Origin of the sequence: Bradyrhizobium sp. LMG 9283 (assembly GCF_045571415.1) — a bacterium.
In the GTDB taxonomy this organism is placed as follows: Bacteria; Pseudomonadota; Alphaproteobacteria; order Rhizobiales; family Xanthobacteraceae; genus Bradyrhizobium.
In genome coordinates this window covers 2,319,081-2,335,257 of record NZ_CP120691.1, presented here as the reverse complement: position 1 = coordinate 2,335,257, position 16,177 = coordinate 2,319,081, and the positions used below count along the sequence as shown (strand labels likewise).

Below are 16,177 nucleotides of genomic sequence, written 5' to 3'. Positions count from 1 at the left end.
GCATAACCGACCACCCGGCGCGACCACGCCTCGAGAATGACGGCGACGTAGACGAAGCCGACCACGATCGCGACGCAGGTAATGTCGGCGACCCACAGTTGATCGGGTCCGTCACGATCATGTCCTTCGCTCGGTTGGGGAAGATCGGCTGGTCGTTGATCGCTATCAGTCGTTGCAACATGGCGGCTGACGCTTGAACTCGATGCTGTGAATGCGGTGCTTGGCCATGGGCTTTCGCCCTTCGAAAGCCCGGCATAGCCGTCAACTCTTAAATTCGCCTCTGTCCGGCCCCAGGGCCCACTCCAGATTGACACATCGGAACTGGCGTGAACGCCGGAGCGGGGTCTCAAGAGCAACCATGCGGGATCGTCACGACGCGCTGCCCGGATGGGCTGGCACCGTGAAGTAGAAAGTCGCGCCATGGGGCGCATTGGAGGTCACCCACAAGCGCCCGGCATGCGCTTCGATGATCGAGCGGCAGATCGACAGTCCCATCCCCAGACCGCCAGGTTTCGTCGTGTAGAAGGGGTCGAAGATGCGCTTGAGAGCGTCCGGGGCCAACCCTGGTCCCGAATCCTTCACCGCGACGATGATGCCGTCAGATTCCGCCCGAGCGGTCGTAATGAGCACGCTTCGCGATCCCCTCGCGACCGTGCCCATGGCTTGGATGGCATTGACCATCAGGTTGAGGATCACTTGCTGCAATTGGACGCGATCACCTTCGACGAGTGGCAAACCGTCTCCGAGTTCCGTCTGCATCGCGACGTCGTTCTTCACCGTTTCGCTGCGGACGAGCTCGATCACGTCCCGGATCGCCTCGTTGATATCCAGGCGATCCTTCAGTGGCGGTGCTTTTTTGATGAGATCACGGATCCGCCCGATGATGTCGCGGGCTCGATCAGTGTCGTTCACAACATAACCGAGCATGTCCCTGGCTCTCCCAACAGCCGGCGGGTCTCTGTCCAAGAAATGCAGGGCGGCATCGGCATTCATCGATGCGCCAGCGATCGGCTGGCTTACTTCATGGGCGATCGAGGCCGTGAGCTCACCCATGGTGGCGAGGCGGTTCGCATGCGCCAATTCGCTTTGCACCTCCCGCAAGGTCTGTTCGGCCTGCTTGCGCGCGGTGGTGTCCCGTCCGACGCCGCGGTAACCGATGAAGCGCCCTGCATTGTCGAGGACCGGCAGTCCCGAGATGGACACGTAGCGTTTGCCGCCGTCAGGCGTAGGCCGCGCCAGCTCGAAATCACGGAACGGCAGGTGGGCATCGAGCGTCTCCCGGTGCTTGCGCCAGGCCTCCGCGTCAGGCTCCAAATAGGGCACTTCCCACCACGTCTTCCCAATTTCAGAGCCAGGCGCCGGCGCGTCGGCAAGACCTTGGCCGAACTCCTGGCGGGTGAAGCGATGCTGCGCATCGGATTCCCAGTAGACGTCGAAAGAGAATTGTACAAGGGTGCGAAAGCGCTCCTCGCTCTGCCGCAGTGCTTCTTCCGACCGCTTGCGCTCCGTCAGGTCGACGACAAAAGAGACGCCGTAATCTCGTCGCTCGTCGAATGCAGCCATGCCGATCAACACGGGCACGCGGCTGCCGTCCTTGCGGAAATATTCCTTCTCGAACGGCTGCACGCTCCCCATCATCTTTAGCTCCGGAATCCACAATCGCACGTGGCGGTCGAGCCACTCCGGCGGTGTAAGGTCAGTCCAGCGCAGGCGGCCCGAAATGAGATCCTCGCGATCGTATCCTACGATGCGGAGAAACGCATCATTCGCCTCCAGAATCCGACCTCCAAGCTCCCAGATGATAATCCCGATGATGTTGGCCTCGACCAGGCGCCGAATCCTAGCCTCGCGTTCTGCGAGATCCTGATACAAGTGAGCATTCTCCAGCGCGATTGCCGCCTGCGAGGCGAGCAGCTTTAGCACCGCGATCCGACCCGGCGCGAAGACATGCGCAGCCAGATTGTTTTCCAGGTACAGCACGCCGATGAAATTGGCATGGGCGATCACCGGCAGGCCGAGAACAGAGCGTGCTTGGCGCTGAATGATGTAGGTATCCGCTGAAAACGGTTTCTGGGCTGCGGCATCATCGAGAATGATGCTCTCCCGCGTACGCAAGATGTAGTGGAGGATCGCCTCCGGCAGGAGCGCTGCAGTCACGGGCTCGTCGCGCAGCTGCACGACGACCGTGTCGCCGTCGGTGGTCGCTTCGGCGGCAATTCGCAACTCAGTCCCGTGCGACAGAACCAATACGCCGCGCTCGGCGCCCGCGTGCTCGATAGCGGTGCGCATGACGGTGGTGAGCAGCTTCTCCCGGACGATTGCGCCCGAGACCGCTTGCGACATTTTGATGACGGTGGCGAGGTCGAGCTGCTCCAGGGGGGTCCCGATCGTGCTCGTCGGGCCGGGCGCCGCTGTTTCCTCCGCCAGGTGGGCATAGATGCGGTCGAGTTGCCGCACCTTGCCATCAGCCCCCCACTGCAAATAAGCACGCCGAGCGTCGGCCAGGTATGCACGAGCGATTCTCTCAAACCCGCGGGCCGCGTAGAAACGTGCGGCGAGTTCGTTGGCAAGCGCGTCGTTTTGAAGAAAGCCATTGGCGCGGGCGGAGCGGATAGCGTGTTCATAGAGGCGCTCGGCATCGAGCTCGCGGCCCTCCAAGCGGGCGACCTCCGCCTCGACAAGCGCAGCGCGATTCTCGAAATTCTCCGGACAATTCTTTGCCCAGATTTGGATCTGTCGCCGGTGCGCCGCCAGTGCCGCGAGGTACTCCCGGTGCTGAGCAGGCGCCGCGGAGGCGCAGGCCATCGCGAGGGACAATGCACCATAGAATTCGTATTCGGCAGTTTCGAGCTGCGATATAGACGTCCACAGCAACCGCTGCGCCCTTTGTGAGGCCTCAATCGCAGCCGCGTAGTCGCCTGCAAAAAAGCGCGCCTGCTGCTTTCGGATCCAATACCAGCAGTCCGCTCGCATGAGGTTGGCATTCTCGGCGAACCGGCGCTCCGTCCGAAGCTCCTCAAACTGCTCATCGTCGAAGGAGCCGAACTTCGACGTCAGCCCCCGCAGGGTCCGGATGAGCTGCAGTTGGCTGACGACGACGTCAACGACCAGCCCGAACTGTGCCGTTTTCGCAAACGCGAGACCACTCTCGACTTCGCGTTGCACCTCGGCGAGCGGGTCACCAGCCGCGAGCAGATTCGAATTCAGATTGACGCGGGCGTACGCGGCGAACGTGAGGTCGCCGGTTTTGTTTGCGACGTCGAAAGCCCGAAGCAGCGCATCACGCGCACTCCGGACATGCCGCGTCCATGGCGCGAGGTGCGCTCCGAAGAGCATGTAGGTCTGCGCATGAAATCGCGTCAATCCGCGCCCTTCGACCAATTCATATCCTAGCAGACCAAATCGAAATCCCGCCTCGTAGTCGCCGAAGCGAGGACCGGCAATCATCCCAAGCCTCATATAGGCAACGCACGAGGCATCGCAGTTTCCGTGCTCAAGGCTGAGATTAACTGCTCGACAAACGGTCAAGGAAAAGAGGTTCAAATCCGTGAATAGTGCAGGCGGCAGCAGCCTGGTCAGCACGCCCAGAGTCGCGAGAGACACCGGATCACTCATTAAGGGCAGATCGATCAGAGCTTCGATACGGCGCCCGCCGAGTTGGGACCGGACGCGGTCGTATTCACTTCGCGCCTCCTCCTCCGTGGGATGGGGCGGCCAGTCGATTGTAAGGTGGCGGAGGTAATCAAGAGCGACAGCAATTGCATCGCTACTCCGATCGAGCCTCGTGTACAGGTCGATGCGCAGGCATGAGACCGTGGCTAACTCGACAGGGCCGGCCGCACGGGCTGAGAGAGCCATTAGGCGTCGCTCCGCTTCCGCCAGCGCACCGGTCAGAAACTCGCATTCTGCCCGGTTGATCTCCAGTGAGAAGGCAAGTTCATGCCTGCTCTCCCAGCAATCCTCCGGTAACAGGGCCGCGCCGGCATTGAGATAAGTCAGTGCCGAGTCATAGGCAGTAGACGCTTTGGCGCGCTTGGCTGCGAGCAGGTTGAGCTCGGTCAGCTTCGCTTGTTCGTCTCGTGAGGTGATCAACGCAACGCCGCGGTTGAGCTGATTGACCATGTCGAAGATCACGTCCCCGTGCTGCTCTGTGGGAGTATTCGCCGCGAGCAGCCGGCCGATGGTGAGATGGGCTTCCGCACGCTCGGCTTCCGGTTTGCTTGAATAGGCGGCTTCCTGCACCCGGTCGTGGGTGAATCTGTAGTAGCCTTGCCGTCGCTCGACCAGCTCCTCGTGCGCGGCTTCCCACAGCGCTGCGTCGACTTCAGCCGCCGATTTTCCCAGAACAAGGGCCAACAGCGTGATCGTGGCGGTGTTACCGAGACAGGCGAACTGCTGCAACGCTGCCTGCGTGTTGGCCGGAAGGCGCGCGAGTTTGCCGACCATGAGGTCCACCACATTGTCGGTATAGCCCTTGGCGCGAATGAGATCGAGATCCCACGTCCAGCACGACGACGCATGATCGAACACAAGCAAACGCTTCTCGACGAGCTCGTAAAGAAACTGGATCGCGAAGAACGGATTGCCGCCCGCTTTCTCCTGCACTAACTGCACCAGGGACGCGGCATAACTCGGCTCGCAACGCAACGAGTCGGCGATCAGCTGCCCGACATGCTCGGTGGCAAGCGGCGCCAGCGCGATCTCCTCAACGATGCCGCTGCGGTTCTTGATGGCGGCGATCTTGCGCCGGAGAGGATGCGCGGCGTCGACCTCGTTATCGCGGTAAGCGCCGATCATCAGCAGATGGCTCACATCCGCCTGAGTCAGCAGATCCTCGAGCAGGTCCAGCGTCGCCGAGTCGAGCCATTGCAGGTCGTCGAGGAATAGCGCCAGCGGATGCTCCGGTCGCGCGAACACGCCGATGAACTGCCGCACCACTTGGTGGAAGCGCCTTTGCGCATCCTGCAGAGCCAGGTCGGGTACCGGCGGCGGCTCGCCGATGATGAGCCTTAGCTCGGGGACGAGGTCCACCAATAGCCCGCCGTTCGGGCCTAACGCCTTGTGCAGGGCATCGCGCCAGGGCGCCAGCTCGACGTCGCTCTTCGCCAGAAGGCCCCGGAGCAGGCTGCGGAACGCCTGCGCCAGTGTGGCATAGGGAATGTCGCGCTTGTATTGGTCGAATTTGCCGTCGGCGAACAGGCCGCGCGAGGGCACCAGCACCTTGTGCAGCTCGTTGACGACAGCTGACTTGCCGATGCCGGCGTATCCCGAGACCAACACCAGCTCAGGCGTGCCGCTCTGGACCATGCGGTCGAAGGCCGCGAGCAAGACTTCGATGTCTTGCGCGCGCCCATAGAGCGTCTCGGGGATGAGCAGCCGGTCCGGGATGTCGCGCTCGCCCAGGGGGAAGTCGTCGATCCCCTGCCGAGCCTCCCAGGCGGCGAGGCAGCGCCGGAGATCGCTCTCCAGACCGGCCGCGGTCTGATAGCGCTCCTCGGCGGTCTTGGCGAGCAGCTTCATGATAATGGCCGAAAGGAGATTGGGCACTTGCTTCCGACGCTCGGCGGGCGGCACAGGTCTCCTGGCGATATGGCAGTGCACCCATTCCATCGGATCGGCTGCGGTAAACGGGGGCGCGCCGGCGAGCATCTGATAGAAGGTGACGCCCAGCGCGTATAGATCACTGCGCGCGTCGATCGAGCGGTTCATTCGTCCGGTCTGCTCGGGTGCCATATAGGCGAGGGTGCCGGCGATGGTTTCAGGTGGTTCGGGTGATTGGCGCTCGCGCGGGAGTCGGGAGGCAATGCCGAAACCCGTGAGTTTGACTTCGCCGGTCGCGCGATTGACGATGATGTTGTGCGGCTTGATGTCTTTGTGCACGAGCCCACGCTGATGGACCTTGCCAAGAGCCGCCGTGATGTGGACGGCGAGATGCAAGAAAGTTCCCACTTGCATGGGCGCTTGGACCTGGCGCTCCAGCGGCTCGCCGCCGGGATCCTCGAGCAGCAGCACGGGCCGGCCGCCCTCACTGACAAGTTCGAGAGGCCACAAGGCCCACGCGCTGTCGAGTTCGTCCTTTAGAGCATATTCGTGAGCCAGACGATCCCGGCTCGTTGATGGGGCGTGCTCGGCGGGAAGCACGGCCAGCACAGTTTTGCGGCCACCATCGGAGCCATGGCGCGATGTCCGGCAAAAGATGCGGTCGTCGTCCTCCCATAACACCTGGAAGTCGCTGTCCATGCGCGCCGAACCGAAAGACTGGGTTCAACTGCTGGCCTCTACGGCACCCGATGTCGGGTGGCTAGATACCTGTTGAGCTCGTTGAATAAAATCGAGCTTGCCACAGATGGAGCGGTGTGGCCAGCCGAGCTAAGCTGGACTACCAACGGAGCGGTCCTGAATTCTCCCTGCCGATCAGGTGCGGCGAGGTCCTACCGACCGGAATGAACGAGATCGATCCCGATCGCGGCGTCGGTCGTGGTCGGCGGCCAATTCCGACGGGGCAGACGAACGGGCTACTTCAAGTAGCCTACATAGTAGATACCAATCACGTTTCTCGACGCATCCAGTATCGGTTTGTACCCAGTGACGTAGGGTTTGCCGAGGATGTCTACTTCCCCATAGAAGGCTTCGCCTTTCCTGATCGCCTCAATGGCTTTGCCTTTCGGATCCAGGACTGTTCCAATCGCTCGTGAGCCATCATCTTTCTTCACATTGGTGGCGACGCGGATGTACTCGTCACCACTCCTGACGAAGATGGTAGCCGTCCCCTGAGCCTGCTTTACGACGCCATCAACGACCTCGAAATTGTTGTTCATCTTGGTTGAGCCAAAATAGATGGCGGGTGCCGGCTTGCCGCCGACAGCCTCTGTCCCTTCGATCTTAGGTGGACCTAGTTTATTAGCCGCCGACTCCAGGAGCTCCATCGCGGCCTTGACCTTCGCATCCTGAGCCTGACCAACGTCCGGCAACAACACAATGGCCCCGATGATCCACGCGATTGCCCAGATGCCGTTTGCAATTTGCTTGAGGTTCATGGCCCCTCTCCAAATTAAAAGCCTGCATGCGCCAACGGTGGTCTCCGAACCTTCGGCGACGGCGCGCAGGATCATGCTGCGGCGGTTTTTGGGTCCACCGACATTCGATGACCTCGCACTGGTAAGTGTGCGGCGTCTCGACCAAGTCCGGCATACTCGTGGACAGGCCCTTTGATCACTCGAATGTACGCCTCTAGATTTTAGAAGAGGCACGCAGGCCATATCCCGCGCGTAGGGCAGCTTACTGCTAAAAACACAGCGTGGCCCACTCCCATTTTTGGACAGCATTTCTGCCTGTAAGAAGATCGTTCAGCGAGCCGGCCCCGGGGCGGTCGTATCTATGCCCATGTCGCAGTTGGGTAAAGCGGGCGTAAGCTTTGCCGCAGCGGGGCGTCCGATTTCTTCGGAAGCTGCCGTCATTCAGATATCAGTTCTTATGGAAGAAGCCGGCCATTGGCTGACGTTGTCTGCTGAGTACTATTCGCTCTACCGTCGAAAGCAGACCCCGTCCGCGCAAAGGCAAAGGTCAGCTCCGGGGCCAAAAGGCGACGTCCACTGCTTAGTCATCGGCCGAAAGCGGCATCGAGAAACTTGAACGTGGGCAACATTTGCGTGGCCATGAAGGCTGGATCTTCGTGTCCCGCACCTGGCAAAATCGTGAGGGAGGATTTTATCCCCTTCTTGAGCAGTTCATCGTTGAGCCGGATCGCGTCTCCGACGGGGACGCTGGAATCGGCATCGCCATTTGCGATCAAGATTGGCGGGACGATTTTTGCCGCCGAAATGTAATGGGCGAGACTCAAACTGCTGACCTCAATCGCCCCGTACCAGACGACGGCGGCCTGGACGGCGGCGGTGCTGTCTAAACCACCAACGGCCGGATCGTCGAAGACAGTCGGCTCGTCCCCCGTAACAGCCAGCATCGCGGCGATGAAGCCTCCCGCTGAATTGCCCCAGACCGCGAATTTTCCGGGATCAAGCCCGTACTTCTCTGCGTTAGCACGAAGGAAGCGCACGGCGGCCTTGCCGTCCTGAACCGCGGGAAGGGCGAAGGCGACAAACGCATCGCCGGGACGACGAACCAGGCGATAGTTGAGACTCACGACCGCATAGCCCTTGCGGGTCAGCGCGGCGACGTCTGGGACTTGGATTTGATAAGGCCCGTCTGCCCCCATTGGTTTGGGTGCCGGGCCAAACTTGCGCCGAGGCATGGAGCGCTTGTCACCGACACGGAACCCGCCGCCGTGAATCCAGATCACCAACGGTGCCGGCCCGCTTTTCTCCGCAGGCAGATATAGATCGAGCTTCTGTAAACGCGCTGGCTTCGTTTGCGATGCGCTGGGCCGGAGCACCTTGAAGAATAGGGTTTCCAAACAATGGGTTAGCCCTCCAGCGTTGCGACAACACTTGGCGATCAGATAGGGAACAAAGAGAAAACAGGGGCACGCAAGGGTCGCGTGTGTCCCGAAGTCCTCCCGAAGCTCGGAGCGACCTGGTTCCCGGGCTTGAAAACTCAATTTCTCGTCCGACACGCTTGCGCACTCCTCGGCAGCACACCAAGGGCTCCCGCTATGCGACCTCTAAGCTTATCGGTCGGTGGCCGACCCCAAGCATTCGGTAGAGCGTCGGACCGCCCTCGCCGTCGCGAGGCCTCAGCGCAACACAGACTCGGCGCAAGCAGGATCAGCGTGCCGTGCAAAGCGATAGCGAGTTCAGCAGCTCACGAGTTGCAGCTACATTTCGGCAAAGCGGAGGCGGCGATATCGACTAGTGGCGTTGGCGCGCGTGCCCATCACCTCATCTTACATCGTTCTGAGGTCGAGTGGCACCATCTCGACTTCAGCTTTTTTCGCGAGAGCCCGAACGTGCCGCGAGGCGTTCACGCCTCCGTCAGGCAGCTCGCGGCCGACATCCGCACCTTCATCGACCTGCACAACAAAAACCCGAAGCCCTTATGGACCAAGTCCGCAGATCAGATCTTGGCTTGCGTCACACGCTTCTGTCACAAAGCTCAGCAAACACTATCTGGCGAACTTTAGATTCGCGTGACTAGTAGATCAAGGATTCAGCAGGAACGATCTTGTCACAACAAATGCCGGATAAGGCGAAGGCATCCACATCAACAACAGATTGGTCGGGACCAGAGCCGGAGCGACTCCATTAGCGCGATTTCGCCGACGGCGGTGCAGCGAACAGTGCGGCGACATCCACGCCGAGCGCGAAAGCGATCTTGTCCAACGATTCCAATGTCGGGTTCGCGGTCGCGAGCTCGAGAGCGCTGATCAGCCCCTGACGCAAACCGGTCTCGTCGGCGAGATCGTACTGGGACCACGATCGCTCCAGACGAAGTCGTCGAAGATTGCGTGCAAGGAACCGCCTGGTATGTGCCGGATTACGCCGCCTCATCCGGCAGGATGATGCATTGTCTCGATCCGAACAAAACACGCTATAACGTGTTAAACACCTTAAAACGTGTCCCGATCACAAGAAGCGGCAGCCGACGGCCGGTTCGCGAACACCCTCGGGCCCCGCCCTAGAATACTTGGCCCCGCGCTAGCAGAGGCCCAATAACGGCCGAAAGAATCGACGCACCAAATACGGCGATCCTGCCGGGAAAGTCGGTGGCGCTTGGAAACGCCTCAGCGCAACGCAGACTCGGCGAAAGTAGGATCAGCGTGCTGTGCAAGCGATAGTGAGTTCAGCGACTCACAACTTCTGGCTACGTTAGGCAAAGCGGAACCAGCATATCGACTAGTGGCGTCGGCGCGCATGCGTCCCAGGTCGGGCCTAAGCCACGCTTCTTCCGGAACGCGCGGGGGCCATCGCCTGCTCGGTCCGCCTTCGCTCGCCGTTTCACAGAAACTTCCAACAAGGTCGCGCTTCAGACGCTTCGACAACAAGAGAGTAGCCAAGCCGATTACAACTGAACTGTCGTATGCGGTGAGGCCGTCGCTCGTCGTTAGGCTAGCGGCAGGACCTAGATCGATCCCGAAACGATACTAGAGATGTCGTTTCTCGTTCAATCCGAGTCTGCCTGTCGGAACAGGGCAGACATTTCAAACGGCGATTTCCGCTTCCATCGGAGTCAATGCTGGTTCCAGCGGAGTCGATTGGCCACGATTACGCTTCCATTAGAGTCCCTTGGCGCGGATGCTTCGTCCGTGGTTGTGCATTATAGTTGACAATTTCGGGCGGGTTGTGTACTACAATACACATGCTCGAAGTCCGCCAGACAGACACCTTTGCGAGTTGGCTCCGGGCGCTCAAAGACGCAAACGCCGTTGCGCGGATTGCCACCCGCATCCGCCGCCTCGAACTCGGCAACCTGGGCGATGTGAAACCGGTTGGCGAAGGCGTCAGCGAGCTGCGGATCGACTACGGGCCAGGGTATCGCATTTACTTCATTCAGCAGGGCAATACCGTGGTGATCCTGCTTTGCGGCGGCGACAAGCGGACCCAGAACAAGGACATCAGGACCGCCAAGCGGATGGCGAAGGAGGTTTGATATGCCACTTAAGACAACCAAGTTCGACGTTCAGGACTATCTGAAGACGCCTGATCAGCAGGCAGCCTATCTGGAAGCAGCGCTTGATAGCGACGATCCTTCGTTCATTGCAGTCGCTATCGGAGATCTAGCTAAGGCTCGGGGAGTTTCAAAATTCTCTCGCGAAACTGGACTGAGCCGCGAAGCGATCTACAAGACGTTTCGCGCGGGCGGCAATCCAACGCTCGATACGCTGAGCAAGGCGACGGTCGTTCTTGGCTACAAGCTAGCTCTTGTACCGAGAAGTCGGACGGTTGGCTCGTCGTCAGATAGCCGCCCGCGCGGTAAGCGCGCTACTGGCGCCAAGGCAAAAAAACTTGCTTGAGGCGCGGTCCCGACCTGGCGGGATGCGGCTGCTGAGAGGAAGTCTTGATCTGGTCCTAATGTCAGCCGCGGGGCACGGCGGCGGGACCGCCTTGTGTGCCCGCGGCCATCCCAGTGCACGAAGCCGGCGGGATGCCGCGCGCCCTCTTGGACGAATGTCCCCAGCAGGATCGAGGACGGATGGTCGAAGGCCTCACGTCCCTTGAGGAAACGCCTCAGGTCATCGGCGTCGACCCAGGCTGCCGAGCCGTGAAGGGGCGGAGGCTCTCGCAACAGGCGATCCCGTTCCTCGGTCTCCACCTTGCGCTTCCGCGCCCGTTCAAGGATGGCATCGTAGCTGCGGCCGGACGCGATGGCGGCGGCGACCGCCTCGGCGATCTCGGCGTCGTACTCTTCTTCGATCTGGCGGCGAACCCGGTCCGCCTTGATGTGGCGATCAGGCTTCCACCCCGCCCGGCCCCAGTTGCCGGCGGAGCGGAAAATGCCCAGCTCCTTCGAGAAGTCGAACGGTTTACTCAACGCCACGCCCACAACCCCGGGCTGAGCCTAGCCATAACCCTCTGGCCACACAACTGTAAAGTGTGCCAGTATTTTGCGGGTTCGGGGCCCAGAACAGCGCACTTACGCATCGCCGCCAACATGTACGCATTGGTTTTTGGAGGTGGCGGCGACGCGTGCGCTCGGTTTTCCAGCCAACGCGTGCCGCGTTGGGGAAAACCGGCGAGTGCGCCAGGGAGACCCCCGGACCCCGGCGCGCCCCAAGAGGGGGCGCGCTTCAACCGTGCGGGACTTCAATGCCTAAGAAGCATCTAGTCGTTGGCGTGGATTGGTATGGGCCTTATGACCTCAAGACTGCTCACAAGGTCGCGAAGGACTACGGGAAGGGAGGTCTTTATCTCTGCCTAGGGAAACTGAAAGGTCAGCACAGCCGTCGGCTTCAATATGTTGGCAAGAGCAACAACGGGCTGGCTTCGCGACTAAACGAGGATCACCACAAACTCAGCGAGGTGCAACGAGAGCGCAAGCTCTGGCTTGGCGTCGTCGGCACAGGCGGGGTCCCCGGCAAACGAAAGCTCCTGACACCGCAGGCCCTGCATCTTGCCGAATGGGCCATAGCGCACTTCCTGGACCTACGGCTGAACGATCGTCTTCGGTTGAGACGTCCACCAGAGCCAGTGACCGTCCTCAGCCGGTGGTGGCACTCCGACTACGAAACGCCACACCTCCACCGACCCCACCCGGGATGGCCGGACCTGATCGACTATCTGGGCCCTTACTATCGGGCGCGGCTGGTGTGGTTTGGCCAACGTCAGAAGGTTATTCCCCCGGCCCAATTGTGAGACGGCATGGCCCTCTACCATCTGCACGTCAAGAACATCAGCAGGCGCGACGGCCGATCGGCCGTCGCCGCGGCGGCCTACCGCGCCGGCGAGACCATGCCGAACGAGGCTGAAGAAAAGGACAGCGCTTTCGGCGGGCGCCACGACGTGGTGTTCGCCGAGATCAAGTTGCCGGCGGAAACCCCCGCCTGGATGGTGGATCGCGCGAAGCTCGCGTTGGAGGCGCGCGATCCCGAACACGTCGGTCAGGTGCTTCGCACCCTGACCGAGGAGGTGAGACGAGGGGCGGGACTCCGGGAAGCGAGACTGGAAGACGCCCTACCCAACTGGCGTGAGCTTCATGCTTCCATGGTCGTGCGTTTGCGCGCCGCCGGTTACGACACCAGCCATCCGCTGCTCGATTGGCCGACCGTGGAGAAGGCTTTGCGTCAGTTCGATGCCGACCTGATCTGCCTCAGGCTCGATGAGGCGGAGCGCCCGGCCCTCGAGCCGGTGCCCGATCCCGAAGGCCGCCCCATTGATCCGCGCACGCTCGAAGAAGCGGAGGATCGCCTGCTCAGCGAGCAGGAGCGCGAGACGGAGATCAGCTCGACGCCGCGGCCTGAGCAGATGCCGGCCGACGCACGAGAACGGGCGCAGGCGGCGGAGCGACAGAACGCCTTGGATGTGCCCGACGACCGGGCATCGGACTACCGGCTCGCCCCACACGAGAACCGGCTGGACTGGCTGGATGACGTGAGAACCGAACCTTCGGCGTTCTCACATGAGCAGATGGAGGACCGGCTCGACTGGCTGCTCCCGAAAAAGCGTGAACGGGAAGACACCGAACGCGATCTTGATCGGGAGCGCGATCGCTGATCTTTCACGCAAGGATTATTTACCATGAAGTTGATACTTATTCTTTTTTTATTCGTTGCGACGATCGGCCTGACGCTGCTGCTCAAGTATAGAGTTAGCCCGCAATATGGTCTGGACGTCGTGACACGCTTTGTCGAAAGGCTGAACTACATCCCGTCACAGAAACCGGCTCTGCTGTCGCGTGATAGCTTCGCGCGCTGGCTCGCCGATCCGGCCCTCGCGTCCGCCAAGGACGGCTACGCGGTCCCGGTGCTGTTTCCGTTCGATCTGCTGTTCATGATCTGCCTTGCCGCCCTGCTCGGCATGGCCTCTGCCTTTGTCGCCGGGCATCTCTCTTTCCTCTCCGGCGTTCCTGCGTGGATCTGGTGGCTGCTGCCCTTGGCCTACCTTGCGGCCGACCTAGCCGAGGATGGTCTTCTCTTCCTCATCCTCAGGGACAGCGCGCCGCTAACCGAGCCAACCTTCAGCTTGCTCCGAAAGCTGACGGCCGCGAAGCTGGCGACCGTCAGTCTCGCCATGGGCGAAATCGCTTTCCTGTTGGCACTCAAGATACTTGTACACTTTTATCCTGCGGAATGAAGGGCTGCTGCCTTTCACCCCACCATCGATTTGAAACGGAAGTTGCCGATGGCCGATGCCAGACCAAAAAACATTATCCTGCTGTTGGACGGTACTTGGAATGATGCGGATTCGGGTGACGCCAATACCAACATTGTCCGGCTACGAGAATTAATCGCAAGAGAAACGGGACCGACCACATCCAACGTCGTGCTCTACCAACGAGGTGTAGGCACAGGCTTCCTCGATCGCCTGAACGGCGGCGCGTTCGGCGCCGGCCTCGCCCAGAACGTGCGCAACGCGTATCGCTTCCTGTGCGCCAATTTCCAGCCTGGGGACCGCACATTCGTCTTCGGGTTCTCCCGTGGGGCGTACACCGCCCGCTCATTAGCTGGCTTGGTCGGCCTCGTCGGCATTATAAAAGCCGATCGACTGAACGCTCAAACTGAATCTCGCGCTTGGGCTTACTACAAGACCGGGCCTGTCGCGCGACTATCCGGCGTGGGTCAGGAAATCAAGCAGGACGTCCATCAAATCGAACGACCGCTCTTTGAGTGCTTGGCGGTTTTCGATACCGTCGGTTCGCTGGGTATTCCGTTCCAGGTTTTCTGGCGCTTCAACCGCGAGCTCTATCAATTCCACGATGTCACGCTCTCTGACGTCGCCAAGGTTAACTTGCAGGCCTTGGCGATCGATGAACACCGCTGGCCATTCGAAGCCACCCCCTGGCGACGGTCCAAGTTCGAAGCACTGGCCAATATCACGGAGCAATGCTGGTTTGCCGGCTGCCATAGCGACGTTGGTGGAGGCAACGTCGACATCGGCGCGAGGGGTACACGATCGTCCCCCATTATCCAGCTCGACGACCTGCCCCTCCGATGGATGCTGCAACGCATCAAGAAGCTCTGCAAAGGCTTTCCTGTCCTACCTTCGCTCGTAGATCACCGCCCAGGCGCAGTGGCAGCACAGGTAGAAGCGCGCCGCAGAAGCTATCGGCTGTACCCATTCTCCTATCGCTCTATCGCAAACTGCGAGGTTGCCCATCTTACCGGATGGAATGTCAATGTTGGCCGAGACAGATACGGCACGCCTGACAACGAACGAGTTCATATCTCGGTACTCGAGCGGTATGGCAAGACCGTCCAGATGGGCCAAAGGCGCGAGAGATACTTCCCGCTGAACTTGTACGCGGCACTCAACATGAACCGCAGTTTCCCCGTGGTGGACTGGAACGGCGATCTCGTTCCGAATCCCCAAGCATACATCGATCAAGCAGTTAACTTGGTGTGAGCATCTCCATGCAGCTTACTCTTGCTCTTCTTTTGGTCGTGATCATCCTCGGAGGCTTGTTCTTCTGGACCTGGTCCCGTGTGCCCCAAAGCCGAGTACCTCCACATCTGACGGGGGATGACCTCAAGCGATTGAAAACAGAGGATCGGCTTCGACAAACGCATTACCAGCTTCTTGCGGGAGGCGCGCTGGTACTGACTTTCTGCATGACGGTGATTCAGGCCGCTACGAACTACAATCAGTGGAAGGCCGATCACGACATTCGTCTCCGGCAAGCCGGTATCAACCAGCGATCAGAGGCCTTAAAAGCGCTTTCGGCCGGCACAGACGCGCTGGTCCGGGGCCCGGCTTACTTCCAACTGAAACAGCTTGCCGACAACTATCCGGAAGAAGGAGATCTTGTCCTCGGCGTCTTGGTCAATGCAGTGCAAGTGCTAACTACGCGATCACAGGCTCCTGAGAAGCTCTCTATCGAATGCAACGGCGAGGGTGCAGAAATCCGGGATCGAGAGCCAGCAAGCCTTGAAGTGCAGCTATCGATGAAAATTGTAGGACACAGCGGCATGGCGCGGCTGCGCAACTCCGAATTCATGGGATCAGCTTGTCGCAACAAAAGAGGATCTACCCCCTTTACCGAAGTCATTCTTTCCCACCTGCGACTTGATAACCTTGAGCTGGGCAGTGTCGATCTTTCGTGTACCGACCTATCGCAATCAAGCTTCAGGCGTGTGAGCTTCGCAAGAGCCGACTTGCGAGGGACCGATTTTTCGGGATCCAGCTTCGACGATTGGCGCAACATAGGCTTCTCAGACCATCTCGCCGCCGCGAATGTCTCTTCTACAGGAGGTGCAAAATGGCTGCACGACAGTGAACAATCTTGGCGCCGAGATCGGTGTTGGATCGCTAACTTTCGGGGCGCTGATTTGACTGGCGCCTCCTTCGAAGGCGCAGGGCTCGCCGGCGTGGATTTCGCCGGTGCCAGACTCGCGGGTACCAGGTTTGAAAGAGCCAATGTTAGCCGAGCCAACTTTCGACAGACAAACGTTACACAAGCTCAACTATCGGCAGCTTGTGCGGACGATCCGCCCCTGTTTGACAGCAGCAATCCTATCAGCGTTCCTCCTTGCAGATGAGAACAACGGTGCCAACAACGGAGCCAGGGTTGACGACATCGCTAGCAAGAACGCTGGCCATTCACCTTCGCATAAGTCTCCGCCGCGTCCGTC

At 60.3% G+C, this 16,177-nt stretch carries 11 protein-coding genes and 1 pseudogene; 8 read left to right on the top strand and 4 right to left on the bottom strand.

From position 1 onward, the window contains the following. Positions 1-369: 369 nt before the first annotated feature. The 3 genes from P6U29_RS10860 to P6U29_RS10850 form a co-directional block, all read right to left on the bottom strand. Positions 370-6,240, bottom strand: coding sequence for an AAA family ATPase (locus tag P6U29_RS10860; RefSeq protein ID WP_407117580.1), 5,871 nt, complete (start codon positions 6,238-6,240; stop codon positions 370-372). A gap of 275 nt (positions 6,241-6,515) precedes the next feature. Next, positions 6,516-7,037, bottom strand: a complete 522-nt coding sequence (locus P6U29_RS10855) for a Cache 3/Cache 2 fusion domain-containing protein (RefSeq protein WP_407117579.1) — start codon at positions 7,035-7,037, stop codon at positions 6,516-6,518. Positions 7,038-7,600: 563 nt separating this feature from the next. Beyond that, positions 7,601-8,569: a prolyl oligopeptidase family serine peptidase gene (locus P6U29_RS10850; protein WP_407117578.1), complete on the bottom strand. Its 969-nt coding sequence runs from the start codon at positions 8,567-8,569 to the stop codon at positions 7,601-7,603. 336 nt (positions 8,570-8,905) lie between these two features. Between P6U29_RS10850 and P6U29_RS10845 the strand changes: the two are divergent. After that, positions 8,906-9,076: pseudogene (locus P6U29_RS10845) on the top strand (IS630 family transposase); the annotation flags it as partial. A gap of 121 nt (positions 9,077-9,197) precedes the next feature. Here P6U29_RS10845 and P6U29_RS10840 read toward each other — a convergent pair. Further along, positions 9,198-9,443: a helix-turn-helix domain-containing protein gene (locus P6U29_RS10840; RefSeq protein ID WP_260374767.1), complete on the bottom strand. Its 246-nt coding sequence runs from the start codon at positions 9,441-9,443 to the stop codon at positions 9,198-9,200. Between the two features lie 808 nt (positions 9,444-10,251). On the opposite strand from P6U29_RS10840, the gene P6U29_RS10835 reads away from it, so the two are divergent. The 7 genes from P6U29_RS10835 (at position 10,252) to P6U29_RS10805 (ending at position 16,084) form a co-directional block, all read left to right on the top strand. Continuing rightward, positions 10,252-10,542, top strand: coding sequence for a type II toxin-antitoxin system RelE/ParE family toxin (locus P6U29_RS10835; protein WP_407117577.1), 291 nt, complete (start codon positions 10,252-10,254; stop codon positions 10,540-10,542). A gap of 1 nt (position 10,543) precedes the next feature. Further along, positions 10,544-10,906 carry an addiction module antidote protein gene (locus P6U29_RS10830; protein WP_407117576.1) on the top strand — a complete coding sequence of 121 codons (363 nt, stop codon included), beginning with the start codon at positions 10,544-10,546 and terminating at the stop codon, positions 10,904-10,906. 793 nt (positions 10,907-11,699) lie between these two features. Then, positions 11,700-12,245: a hypothetical protein gene (locus P6U29_RS10825; RefSeq protein WP_407117575.1), complete on the top strand. Its 546-nt coding sequence runs from the start codon at positions 11,700-11,702 to the stop codon at positions 12,243-12,245. 6 nt (positions 12,246-12,251) lie between these two features. Beyond that, the gene (locus P6U29_RS10820; RefSeq protein WP_407117574.1) at positions 12,252-13,103 is read left to right on the top strand and encodes a MobA/MobL family protein; all 852 of its coding nucleotides are present in this window, start codon (positions 12,252-12,254) and stop codon (positions 13,101-13,103) included. Between the two features lie 24 nt (positions 13,104-13,127). Next, the gene (locus P6U29_RS10815; RefSeq protein WP_407117573.1) at positions 13,128-13,682 is read left to right on the top strand and encodes a hypothetical protein; all 555 of its coding nucleotides are present in this window, start codon (positions 13,128-13,130) and stop codon (positions 13,680-13,682) included. 48 nt (positions 13,683-13,730) lie between these two features. Then, on the top strand, positions 13,731-14,951 hold the full coding sequence (locus tag P6U29_RS10810) for a T6SS phospholipase effector Tle1-like catalytic domain-containing protein (protein WP_407117572.1): 1,221 nt from the start codon (positions 13,731-13,733) through the stop codon (positions 14,949-14,951). Positions 14,952-14,959: 8 nt separating this feature from the next. Next, complete coding sequence (locus P6U29_RS10805) at positions 14,960-16,084, top strand: pentapeptide repeat-containing protein (protein ID WP_407117571.1); 1,125 nt, start codon at positions 14,960-14,962, stop codon at positions 16,082-16,084. The last annotated feature ends 93 nt before the right edge of the window (positions 16,085-16,177 follow it).